Origin of the sequence: Streptomyces sp. NPDC094448 (genome assembly GCF_044763775.1) — a bacterium.
In the GTDB taxonomy this organism is placed as follows: domain Bacteria; phylum Actinomycetota; class Actinomycetes; order Streptomycetales; family Streptomycetaceae; genus Streptomyces.
This window is the reverse complement of the sequence record NZ_JBIWGU010000016.1, coordinates 1-11,789: the sequence shown is the minus strand read 5'-3', so window position 1 is coordinate 11,789 and position 11,789 is coordinate 1. Positions and strand designations below refer to the sequence as shown.

Annotated in this window: 9 protein-coding genes; 7 read left to right on the top strand and 2 right to left on the bottom strand. The window is 73.4% G+C overall.

The genetic code is table 11. The features are described 5' to 3' along the window. Window positions 1-51 precede the first annotated feature (51 nt). The 4 genes from ACIQ9E_RS26890 to ACIQ9E_RS26875 are packed head-to-tail and all read left to right on the top strand — an operon-like array spanning window position 52 to window position 3,751. The gene (locus ACIQ9E_RS26890) at window positions 52-702 is read left to right on the top strand and encodes a hypothetical protein (RefSeq protein WP_403711286.1); all 651 of its coding nucleotides are present in this window, start codon (window positions 52-54) and stop codon (window positions 700-702) included. After that, a complete protein-coding gene (locus ACIQ9E_RS26885) occupies window positions 703-1,764 on the top strand; it encodes an efflux RND transporter periplasmic adaptor subunit (RefSeq protein WP_403711284.1) in 1,062 nt (353 codons plus the stop codon). It begins immediately after the preceding gene. Further along, on the top strand, window positions 1,761-2,543 hold the full coding sequence (locus ACIQ9E_RS26880) for an ABC transporter ATP-binding protein (RefSeq protein ID WP_403711282.1): 783 nt from the start codon (window positions 1,761-1,763) through the stop codon (window positions 2,541-2,543). Before ACIQ9E_RS26885 ends, ACIQ9E_RS26880 begins: the two co-directional genes overlap by 4 nt. After that, the gene (locus ACIQ9E_RS26875) at window positions 2,540-3,751 is read left to right on the top strand and encodes an ABC transporter permease (protein ID WP_403711280.1); all 1,212 of its coding nucleotides are present in this window, start codon (window positions 2,540-2,542) and stop codon (window positions 3,749-3,751) included. The genes ACIQ9E_RS26880 and ACIQ9E_RS26875 overlap by 4 nt, the downstream gene beginning before the upstream one ends. 43 nt (window positions 3,752-3,794) lie before the next feature. On the opposite strand, the gene ACIQ9E_RS26870 is transcribed toward ACIQ9E_RS26875, so the two are convergent. Next, window positions 3,795-4,121 (bottom strand): nuclear transport factor 2 family protein, encoded by a 327-nt coding sequence (locus ACIQ9E_RS26870; protein ID WP_006350642.1) that lies wholly within the window; start codon window positions 4,119-4,121, stop codon window positions 3,795-3,797. A gap of 217 nt (window positions 4,122-4,338) precedes the next feature. Here ACIQ9E_RS26870 and ACIQ9E_RS26865 point away from each other — a divergent pair, with 217 nt between their 5' ends. After that, entirely contained in the window at window positions 4,339-7,497 is a 3,159-nt protein-coding gene (locus tag ACIQ9E_RS26865) for an AfsR/SARP family transcriptional regulator (protein ID WP_403711278.1), read from the top strand. Window positions 7,498-7,633: 136 nt separating this feature from the next. Here ACIQ9E_RS26865 and ACIQ9E_RS26860 read toward each other — a convergent pair whose 3' ends face one another. Next, complete coding sequence (locus tag ACIQ9E_RS26860) at window positions 7,634-7,831, bottom strand: hypothetical protein (protein ID WP_403711276.1); 198 nt, start codon at window positions 7,829-7,831, stop codon at window positions 7,634-7,636. Between the two features lie 423 nt (window positions 7,832-8,254). Between ACIQ9E_RS26860 and ACIQ9E_RS26855 the strand changes: the two genes are divergently transcribed. Then, complete coding sequence (locus ACIQ9E_RS26855; protein ID WP_403711274.1) at window positions 8,255-9,637, top strand: AAA family ATPase; 1,383 nt, start codon at window positions 8,255-8,257, stop codon at window positions 9,635-9,637. Between the two features lie 235 nt (window positions 9,638-9,872). Beyond that, the coding region (locus ACIQ9E_RS26850) for a condensation domain-containing protein (RefSeq protein WP_403711272.1) at window positions 9,873-11,789 on the top strand (1,917 nt) is incomplete at its 3' end.

Below are 11,789 nucleotides of genomic sequence, written 5' to 3'. Positions count from 1 at the left end.
CATCATGCGGCGATGGACCGGCCACCATACGGGCGGCCGACGGTGGCCCGTATGACGATCCGTACCACCTCAAGCGGAACCGCCCGGCTCCGGTTCGCCGCGCTCGCCGCCGCTCCCCTGCTCGCCCTCGTGGCCGCCTGCGGCGGCGGCGAAGGAGTCCGCGACCACGGTTCCGACCAGGTCGCTTCCGTACCCGAAGCGCCGGCTCCGGACGCGGCACCCGCCGGGAAGCCGAGCAGCGCGCCGCCCGCCGCCGAGGGCAAGGGCGCCTTCTACGACGCTCAGATGGTGTACGTCCGCTGTATGCGGACCAAGGGCGGTTCCCCGGACTTCCCCGATCCGAAGCTGAGCGGCTATCTCGACTGGTCGAAGATCAACAAGGTCAGGGATCCGCAGGGGGACGGCTCGGACACCAAGGGCGGCCGGAACGGTGTCTGCGGCCCCGAGCTGCTGGCCGCCATGAATCTGGAGCCGAAGCGCGACAAGCAGAAGGACTACGAGTCGATGCTGGCGCACGCCGTCTGTATGCGCGACAACGGCGTCAGCAAGTTCACCAATCCGGTCATGTCCGGCGGCGGGGTGATGCCCGGCGGTGACCCCGACCCGGTGAACCCGCAGCTCGACGTCGAGTCGCCGGCCTACGAGCGGGCCCGTGAGGCGTGCAAGGGCAAGCTGCTCGAAGGCCTGGACGGGATGCAGTAGATGAGGCGTCGTACCGCAGTCCTCACCGCCGGTGCAGTGGCGGCCGCGGCGCTGGGAGCGGGCTTCCTGGTGTACGGCGGCGATCCCGGCGCCGACCGCGGCGGGGGGAGGAAGCCGCCGGCCACGACCGTGATCACCCGGGCCGATCTCACCCTGTCCACGACCGTCGACGGAAAGATCGACTTCGCCCAGCGCCGTCCGGTGAAGTCCGCGGTGCCGGGCACGGTGACGGTCGCGGCTCGGGAGGGCGCCCGGGTCACCCGCGGCGAGGCCCTGTACGAGCTGGACGACAAACCGGTCAGTCTGCTGTACGGCCCGGTCCCGGCGTTCCGGGAGATGAAGCCGGGCGACCGGGGCAGCGACGTCCTCCAGCTGGAACGGAATCTGGTCGCGCTCGGCCGCGGCGGCGGGATCTCGGTCGACCCCCGGTACGACGAGGCGACGGCGGCGGCGGTCAGGGAGTGGCAGAAATCGCTCAACCGGACGCCGACCGGCCGGGTCGGCAAGGGGGATCTCGTCTTCCAGCCCGGCGAGGTGACCGTCGTCCGGGCCGACGCGGCCCTCGCCGACCAGGTGGGACCGGATACGCCCGTTCTCACGGTGGCCTCCACCAGGCCCGTGGTCCGGGCGCAGCTCGAACCCGCCGATGCAACGCTGGCCGCTGCGGGCACCAGGGTGGAGGTCACCCTGCCCGGCGGTACCGTCCGGCGGGGCAAGGTGGCGGGGACGGTCCGCCCGGAGGAGACCGGTGACGGCACACCGGAGAACGGCACCACGGTGGAGATCACCCTGGACGGCGGCGCCTCCGGGCTCTCCCGCGAGGACGCGACACGGAGCGCGAGTGTGAAGTTCGTCAGCGAGAGCCGGGAGAACGTCCTGACCGTTCCCGTGGAGGCGATCGTCGCCCTGCGCGGTACGGACGGCGGCTACGGCCTCCAGCTCGTGGAGGGCGGGACGACCCGGATGGTGCGGGTGGAAACCGGAATGACGGCGGACGGCCGGATCGAGGTCGGCGGCCCGCATATCGAGGAAGGGCTGAAGGTCGGGGTGGCCGCGGAATGAGCGCCGTTCCGTCGGGCCCGCAGCCCGTGGCCGCGGCACCCGTGGTGGAGCTGCGGGGCGTCGTCAAGGAGTACGCGGGCGGGGTGCAGGCCCTGCGCGGCGTGGATCTCACCGTGCATGAGGGCGAACTCGTCGCGATCGTCGGGCCTTCGGGCTCCGGCAAGTCGACGGTGCTGAACATCGTCGGCACCCTCGACGCGCCCACGGCGGGCACGGTCAGGGTCGCCGGATACGACGTGGGCGCCCTGTCCGACGCCCAGCTGTCCGCTCTGCGCGCCCGCCATATCGGCTTCGTGTTCCAGCATTTCCAGCTGGCGGCGGGCCGCGATGCCGTCGACAACGTCGCGGACGGCCTGCTGTACGCGGGCATCCCGCGGGCCCGGCGGCGCGACCGGGCCCGGGAGACCCTGGAACGGGTCGGCCTCGGCCACCGCCTGGGGCACCGGCCCCCGGAGCTGTCCGGCGGGGAGAAGCAGCGCGTCGCCATCGCCCGGGCGCTGGTCGGCGGGCCGCAGCTGCTGCTCGCGGACGAGCCCACCGGTGCCCTGGACTCCGCCTCCGGGCAGATCGTCATGGAGCTGCTGCACGAGCTGAACGCGGCGGGCACCACGATCTGTGTGATCACGCACGACCAGGAGATCGCGGACTCGCTGCCGCGCCGGGTCCGGTTCCGGGACGGTGCCGTCGTGTCCGACGTCCGCACCGGGGAAAACGTCCGCACCGGGGAAAACGTCCGTACCGGGGAACACGTCCGCACCCGGAAGGCGGTCCCGCGATGAGCGTTCCGGACCGCGGGCGGCCCCGGCTCCGGCCCTCCCGGCTGCCGCTCCGTGACGTCCTCGGCCTGGGGGCCGTCGGGCTGCGGGCCCGCCGCGCCCGGGTGGTGCTGTCGGCCCTGGGGATCGCGATCGGGATCGCCACCATGGTCGCGGTGGTCGGGCTCTCCCACTCCAGCAAGGCGGATCTGATGGCCCGGCTGGACCGGCTGGGCACCAATCTGCTGACCGTGGAAGCGGGCGAGGACGTCCGGGGCACACCCGCGCGGCTCCCGAAGTCGGCGGTGGCGATGGTCGAGCGGATCGGCCCCGTACAGCATGCGACGGCGACGGGCGATCTCGACGTCCGGGTCCGGCGCAGCGACGTCGTACCGGAGGAGCGGACGCCCGGGGTCACCGCCCAGGCGGCCCGGACGGACCTGCTGACCGCCCTCAACGCCCGGATCGGCGAGGGGGTCTGGCTGGACCGGGCGGGCGAGCGGCTGCCCGTGACCGTGCTCGGTTCGGTCGCCGCCGACCGGCTCGGGGTGACCGCGCCGGGCGAGCGGATCGTGATGGACGACGTGGACGTCGTCGTGGTCGGCATCCTCCGGCCGGTGGAGCTGGTGCCGACCCTGGACCGGGTGGCGCTGGTGGGTTTCCCTGCTGCCGAGAAGTACTTCCGCTTCGACGGGCGGCCCACCACGGTCTTCGAACGCTCCCCCGATGCGACGGTGGACGAGGTGCGGGCGGTGCTGGCCCGAACGGTCAGCCCCGGTGACCCGGGGGCCGTCAAGGTCTCCCGACCCTCGGACGCCCTTGCGGCGAAGGCCGCCACCGACCGGGGTCTGACCACGCTGATGCTCGGTCTGGGCGCGGTGGCGCTGCTGGTCGGCGGGGTCGGTGTGGCCAACACCATGGTCGTCTCGGTCCTGGAGCGTCGGCGGGAGATCGGGCTGCGCCGGGCGATCGGCGCCACCAGGAACGCGATCCGGTTGCAGTTCCTCACCGAGTCCCTGCTGCTGTCGGCGTTCGGCGGTGCGGCGGGCGCGGCCCTCGGCACGGCGGCCACGTTCGGTTTCGCGTCCGTGCAGAACTGGACCGCCGTGGTGCCGGTGTGGTCGGTGGCGGCGGGCTTCGCGGCGACGCTGTTCATCGGTGTTCTGGCGGGTCTCTATCCGGCGGTACGGGCGTCGAGGCTGCACCCCGCGGTCGCCCTGAACGCCTCCTGAGAACCCTTGCAGGGGCGGCCGTCCCCGGGCCCTCGGCGGCAGGTCAGCGTGCGGCGGCCCCGGGGGCGGCGTACCGGCGGCGGCTGCGGAGCATGCCCTCGTCGGAGAGGGTGAACACATCGACGAAGTCGACCTGCTGGGGGCTGACCCGGCCGATCGCGACCACGCAGTCGCCGGAGGCCACGATGCGGTCGATGTCGTGGCGGCAGCCCAGCGCCGGTGCCTCCGGGCGGGCGTCCTCGTCGAGCAGGGAGAGGTAGCCGTCGACGTCGCCGCTGTCGAGATAGTGGTAGGCCAGCCGCACATGGTCGACCCCGGAGTCGGTGATGAGGCGGCTCGGCAGCAGCTTCCTCGGATGGCGACTGTTCATGGCACGTCCTTTCCTACGACCGCCCCGCGGACGGGCGGAAGCTGCAACCACCGTGCCCCGGCGGTACAACCCCCGCCTATCGCGCCCCTATCGCCACCATGGGATCTGGACACCGTTTACAACAGTGGAGATGATCGGGAAAACTGTCCGCACACGTCTTGCGCGTCTTTTCGGCACGGAATCTGTTGGTCGGGCGTGTTCCTTGCTGGGAGAGACTGTGGACTTATCGCCCGGCGAGGCTCGCCGGACCCCTGACAGCGTGGTCTTCCGCATCCTGGGACCGCTCCATGTGCAGGGCCCGGACGGGCAGGTGCGGATTCCGCCCGGTCGCCAGGAGGTGATCCTCGCCGCGCTGCTGCTGGAGGCGAACCGTGTCGTCAGCACCGACTATCTGGTGGATCTGATCTGGGAGGACGAGCCGCCGGACACGGCCAGGACCCAGGTGCAGATCTGTGTGTCACGGCTGCGGAAGCTGTTCGCGGGGCGGTCGGTGGCCGCGGCCATCACGACCCGCCCGCCCGGCTATGTCCTGTCGACGGAGGAGGGCTCGGTCGACGCGGCGCTGTTCGCCCGGTGGATCGGCGATGCCCGGCTGGTCGGAAAGCAGACCGGGGGCGCGGCCGAAGCGGTGGAGCTGCTGCGGGCGGCGGGCGGGCTGTGGCAGGGAAGCTGTCTGAGCGGTATGGCCGGCGAGAAGCTGCGCAGCAAGGCCAGACAGCTGGACGAGGAGCGGCTGACGGCGGCCGAGCACCGGATCGACCTGGAGCTGGAGCTGGGACGGCACCACCAGCTGGTGGGAGAGATCCAGCTGCTGGTGCACGAGCATCCGCTGCGGGAGCAGCTGCGCGGGAAGCTGATGCTGGCGCTGTACCGGTCGGGGCGGCAGGCCGAGGCGCTGGACGTCTACCGGCTCGGCCGGGAACTGCTGGTGGAGGAGCTGGGTCTGGAGCCCGGCGGTGAACTGCGGAGCCTGAACTCGGCGATCCTCGCCGGGGAGGTGCCGCCGCCACGGCTGGCCGGCCCCCGGTCGGACGGGCAGGACCGGCAGCCGGGGGCCGCTGGTCCCGGGACGGCGGAAGCAGCGGACGGCGCGGGATCCCCGCAGCTCCCGCCGGGGACGGCGGACCGCCCGGCCGCCCGGAGGCCGGCGGAGGCGGACGGCGGTCCCCGGCCGGAGGAGGCAGAGCCCCGCCCGCCCGGGGCCGAACCCGCCGGGGCCCCGGGACCCGCGGCCGAGGTACCGCGCCAGCTTCCCTCCGACACCGCGGACTTCACCGGTCACGGCGCCCGGATCGCGGATATCGAACGGACCCTGCTCGGCCCTCGGGAGCGGCGGGCCGTGGGCCTCGTCGTGATCGTCGGCAAACCGGGTACGGGAAAGTCGACGCTGGCCACCCATATCGCGCACCGGGTGGGCGAGACGCATTTCGCGGACGGACAGCTCTACTGCGATCTGCGCGGTACGAGCGGCGCCCCGGCGACCGCCGGGGAGGTGCTGGGCCGGTTCCTGCGCGCCCTGGGCATTCCCGGTCCCGTCATCCCCGAATCCCCCGACGAACGCGCCGAGATGTACCGGACGCTGCTCGGATCCCGGCGAATCCTGGTGGTGCTGGACGATGCCGCGTCCGAGGGCCAGGTCAGGGCGCTGCTGCCGGGCGCCGGCAGCTGTGCGGTGCTGGTCACCAGCCGGGTGCGGATGACGGGGCTGCCGGGGGCGCACCGGGTGGAACTGGATGTGCTGGAGACCGCCGAGGCGCTGGAGCTGCTGGTCCGGGTGATCGGCGCGGAGCGGGTGGCGGACGAGGCGGTCGCGGCGCAGGCGCTGATCCGGACCGTCGGCGGGCTGCCGCTGGCGCTGCGGATCGTGGCCGCCCGGCTCGCGGCCCGCCCGCACTGGACGCTGGCGTCGATGGTGCACCGGCTCGCGAACGAGCGGCACAAGCTGGACGAACTGACGCACGGCGAGATGACGATGCGGGCGAGCCTGTCGCTGACGCACGACGGGCTGGGGTCCGGGGACCGGCAGCTGCTGCGGCTGCTGAGCCTGGCCCAGGGGCCGAGCCTGCCCGGGTGGCTCGCCGGGGCGCTGCTCGACGACCGCCGCCCCTACCCTTCGGATCTGCTGGAACCGCTCGTCGACGTGCAGATGCTGGATGTGGTCGGGATGGAGTCGACGGGCGGATTCCGCTACCGCTTCCACGAGATCATCCGGGTGTTCGCCCGGGAGCAGCTCGCCGCGCACGACGATCCGGCGACCCGGTCGGCGGCGCTGGACCGGATGCTCGGCTGCTGGATGGCGCTGGCCGAGGAGGCCCACCGCCGGGTCTACGGCGGTGACTTCACCGTGCTGCACGGATCGGCGCCGCGCTGGCTGCCGCCCGCCGCGCATGTGGACGAGCTGCTCGCCGACCCGATGGAGTGGCTGGACAGCGAGCACGCCAATCTGGTGCAGGCGGTGGAGCACGCGGCGGCCGAGCAGCTCGACGAGGTGTGCTGGGATCTGACGACGACCCTGGTCACGCTCTTCGAGACCCGCGGCTATCTGGACCACTGGGAGCGTACGCACCAGCTGGCGCTGCGGACCGCGCGGTCGGCGGGCAACCAGCGGGGCAGTGCGGCCGTACTGGCGTCGCTCGGTTCGCTCTATCTCAGCCGCAGCCAGTACGACGAGTCACGGACCGCGCTGACGACGGCACTCGGGTTGTTCACCGAGATGGAGGACCGGCAGGGGCTCGGTCTCTGCCACCGCGATCTGGCCCTGGTGGAACGATTCCTCGGACATGAGTACGAGGCCCTGGAGCTGTACGACCGGGCGCTGCGCGATTTCGACGCGTCGGGCGATGTGGTGGGGCGGGCCATCGTACTGACGCAGAGCGCGCAGATCTGGATGCTGCGGGGGCAGAGCGCGACCGCGCAGAGCAGGCTCGACGAGGCGCTGGGCATCTACCGGCTGGTGGGCTACACGGGAGGTCAGGCGCGGGCGTTGCGGCGGGCCGGTCAGCTCCGGCAGCAGCAGGGTGAACTGGGGCCTGCGGTGGCGACGTTCAGCGAAGTCCTGGAGCTGTGCCGGGACAGCGGGGACGTGATCGGGGAGGGCCATCTCCTGCGGGATCTGGGGCTGGCGCACGCCAGGATGGGTCAGCGCGCGGTGGCGCGGGACTGTCTGGACCTGGCGCTGGGCATCCGGGAGCGGATCATGGATCACGGTGGGGCGGCGCTCGTACGGCTGGACCTGGCGAAGCTGCTCGCTTCGGACGGCGGGCCGGGTGACCTGGACCGTTCGCGGGAGTTGCTGCGGAGCGCGGTGCGGTCGTTCAGGGACCGCAGGATGGAGCCGGAACTCGCGGAGGCGCAGAAGCTGCTGGCGGGTGGCTGAGGCGGAGCTGCTCCGGTAGTCGTCAGTCCCAGGGGTCGTTCACGGCGGTCCCTTCCCGAGGTCGTCGGCGTGCGGGGCGGTGGTCCTGCGGTGGTGTCCGTGGCGGGCGTTCAGTCCCAGGGGTCGTTCACGGCCATCAGTCCCAGGGGTTGTTGATGTGGGAGGGCGTGGGGGTCGGCGTGGGCGCCGGGACCGGTCCGGCTGCCGGTACCGAGGCGGATACGGCGCCCGCCTGAGCCCCTTCACCGGCCAGGGCCGCCTGGGTGCCGAGGAGGGCGGCTGCGGCGAGGGCGGCGGTGACGGCCGCGGTGCGCAGAGCGTGGGTGAGAGTCATGGCCCGTTCCCTTCTGTCGGGGCGTTCCCGCTGGTGGCGGGGCGCTTCCTGCTTCGTGGACACCACGTTAGGAAGCAGGGGAATCGCGGGACCGGCCGTACTCCTATCGCCCGGCTATCACGGGAGACGGGGGCTGTCGCCGCCCGCGCCCGGGGCAGGATCCGTCCCGGTCCCCTGTGCACCGGCCGGACCGTGCGCCCCACCGTCACCAGGAGTGCGGGCCTTCGGCCGGGCCGGGGTACGGCTCCGGCCGGGCGGCCCGCCGCGGTGATAGCGGACCGGGGCTCTTTCTCCGGCGGTGATAGCGGACCGGTGGTCCTTCTCCCGCGGTCCCTGGCGCGCTGGACGGCGACGGGATGGTGGCGCGATAGCGGGGTGCCGAGGATGGGACGTGTCCCTCCCCACCTCGTACAGGGAGCGCCCATGAACCCCGCACAGTTCGCAGAGACCGTCACGGATTCACCCGTCGGAGCCCTGATCCGGGCCCATCGGCTGCGTATCGGACTGACCCAGCGCGAGCTGGCCGACCTGTCCACGATCAGTGTGCGGGCGATCCGTGATCTGGAGCACGGCCGGGCCACCCGCCCCCGGACCGACACGGTGCGGCTGATGGCGGACGCCCTGCGGCTGGGGCCCCGGGCCAGAGCCGCGCTGGAGGAGGCCGCACGGCCGGGCCGGGCCGGCAGAGCCCCGGCGGGGCCTCCGGCCCCGCCGGACGCCCCGAAGCCGCTGGTGGGAAGAGATACGGAGATCGTCACGCTGGTGCGAGAGCTGGCGCCGGACGGTGGGGAGCGCCTGGTGCATGTGGTGGGTCTGCCCGGGGTCGGCAAGAGCCGGGTGGCGCTGGCCGCGGCGGCGGCCCTGCACGGTTCGGGGATACCGGTGCTGTGGCACGCCTTCGAGAGCGCGGACCGCGAGTACGTACCGGCGGCCGGCGGGCCGTGGCGGGAGCTGACGGAGCGTCTGGTGGCGGGGTTGTACGCGTCCGGGTTACCGCACCGGGAGGCCGCGGGCGGGGAGTCGGCGAGCGCGCTGCTGGGCGAGGGGCCGGTGCTGCTGGTCCTGGACGGCGCCCCGGCACGGGCCCCGGGCGCGGACCGGCTGACCCGGCTGCTGCACGAGGTGCCGGGGCTGCGGCTGCTGGTCACCTCCGACGAACCGTGGCAGGCGCCCGGTGAGCGGCTCTTCCTGCTCTGCCCGCTGCCCGTGCCGTCCGCCGGCGGTGCGCGGGAAGGGGCGGACGGCCCGCAGGGGGCCGGGGACGAACACGAGCCCGCGGTACGGATGTTCCTCGACCAGGTGCGGCGGGTGCTGGCGGCTCCCGTGGTGACGGCCGCCGACCGGGAGCGGGCGGTGCGGATCTGCCGGCTCCTCGACGGGCATCCGGGGGCCCTGTCGGCCGCCGCCTCCTGGCTGGTGGTCTCCGATCTGGCGGCGCTCTGCGACACGCTGGCGGTGGATCCGGCGGCATTCCTCGACCATCTCGGCGGCCGGGACGACCGGCTCCGGGATTCCCTGTACGGCCGGATCGGCCGCCTGCCCGCCGGTCCGCGGGCCGTACTCGACGCGCTGTGCGCCGCACCGGGGCCGGACTCCGCCGCCGACGGCTTCGGGCTGCCCGCGCTCACCGAGCTGACCGGCGGCAGTCTGCCTGCATGCGGCCGGCTGCTGCGGGAGCTGCTGCTTTCGGGTCTGGTCCGGGCGGCCCATGAGGAGGGCCCGGCCCGCTTCCGGGTACCCGCGCTGGTACGGGCCCTGCTGAGCGGGGCCCCGGTGGGCGCGCCGCAGGCAACTGCCGCCGTCTGAACTGCTCCCGGAGTGCCGGGAGAACTGCCGCCCGGGGGCGGACGGCGCGGATTGGATGGGCCCAGCGCGTTCCCGGCGGCGGGCAGGAGCAGCCGACGGGGTTCTCGCAGTCGCACCGTATCCGCACGCCGAACCGCCGGACCGCTCCGTCCGTACGCGGAGCCGGTCCGCATCCGCCGAGCCGAGCCCGTCGCGCCGTGTCCGTCGCGCCGACCCGTCCCCGAGGAGCGACCGTATGTCCCCCAAGGCGTCCGTCAGGCTGCCGCTGTCGGCGGCCCAGCGCGATATCTGGCTGGCCCACACGCTGGATCCGTCCGGCCGCCGCTACAACGTCGGCGAGTACCGGGAGCTGCGCGGCCGGGTCGATCCGGAACTGGTCCGGGCCGCGTTCCGGCAGCTCGCGGTGGAGACCGACGCCATGCGGATCCGCGGTATCGGCGCCGACGGCGACGGCCCCTGGCAGACGCTGCACACCGACCCGGGCGATCAGGAACTGGCGCTGGTCGACCTCAGCGGCGCCGAGGACCCGGCCGCCGCGGCCCGCGACTGGATGGCGGCCGAGATCGCCCGCCCCTTCGATCTGGCGGCGGACTGGCTGACCCGGCACGCCCTGGTGAAGGCCGGCGAGGAACTGTGGTTCTACTTCCACGGCTTCCACCATCTGGTCATCGACGGCGCGGGGCTGTCCCTGCTGGACGCCCGGCTGGTGGAGCTGTACGAGGACGCGGCGGCCGGGGGGCCGTGGCGGCCGTCGCCGTTCGGGTCGCTGGCGGAGCTGCTCGCGGACGAGGCCGCGTACCGGGATTCGCCGCAGGCGGCCGAGGACCGGGCGTACTGGGTGGCGAAGACGGCCGACCCGCCGCCGGTCGCACGGATCGGCGGGGGGCGCTCGGCACCCGTACCGCCCGGTTCACTGCCGTTCGTACGGCGTACGGTGACGCTTCCCGCGCCGTACGCGGAGCAGTTGCGGGAGACCGCCAGGGCGCACCGGGCACCCTGGACGATGGCGGTGATCGCGCTGGTCGCGGCGTACGTCCACCGGGCCTCGGGGACGGACGCCGACGAGCTGGCACTGGCCCTGCCGGTGACGGCACGGGCCGGTGAGACGGCCCGCAGCACCCCGGCGATGCTGTCGAACATCATTCCGCTGCGGCTGCCGGTGCCCGCCGACGGCACACTGGCGGGGCTGCTGGGGTCGGTGGTGCGGGAGGCCCGGCAGGGGCTGCGGCGGCAGCGGACCCGGTTCGAGGAGATGGGCCCGGAGGGTGCGCCCGGACGGCCGCCGGTCTCGCTTCAGGTGAACATCATGGCCTTCGCGCCCGGTATGCGGTTCTTCGGTGTGCCGACCACCCAGCACAACCTGGGGAACGGGCCGGTGGACGGGCTGGCGGTCGCGGTCTACGACCTGGGGCCCGAGGACGGGCTGCGGATCGACTTCGACGCCGCGCCGGAGTCCTGCGATACGACCGCCGTCGCCGGACACCAGGACCGTTTCGTCCGCTTCGTGGGCACCGCGCTCGCCGCGCCCGGCGAGCCGCTGTCGGCGCTGGAGCTGATGGACGAGGGCGAGAGGCGGCGGGTGCTGTACGAGTGGACGGGGGTACGGGTGCCGGTGGACGACCGGCCGCTGACCGAACGGTTCGAGGAACAGGCCCGGATCCGCCCGGACGCCGTCGCCGTGGTCTTCGGCGACGACCACCTCACCTACGGCCGCCTGGACACCGAGGCCAACCAACTGGCCCACCATCTGCGCGAAACCACCGGACTGGACCGCGGCGACCTCGCGGGCATCCTCGTCGACCGCTCACTCCCCCTCGCCACCGCCATCCTCGCCGTACTCAAAACCGGCGCCGCCTACACCCTCCTCGACCCCGACTATCCCGATCTGCGGCTCACCGCAATCGCCGCCGACGCGGGGATCGCCGCCCTGCTGACGACGGACGGCTACGCGCACCGGGTGCCGGGGCCCCGGCCGACCGTACGGATCGACTCCGAGGCCACGGCGATCGCGGCCCGGCCGGGCCACCGCCCGGACTCGGTGCTGACGGGGGACGACTCCGCCTGTGTGATGTTCACTTCGGGGTCGACGGGACGCCCCAAAGGCATCCTGTCCTCCCACCGGAACCTCACCTCCACCATCACCGGACAGACC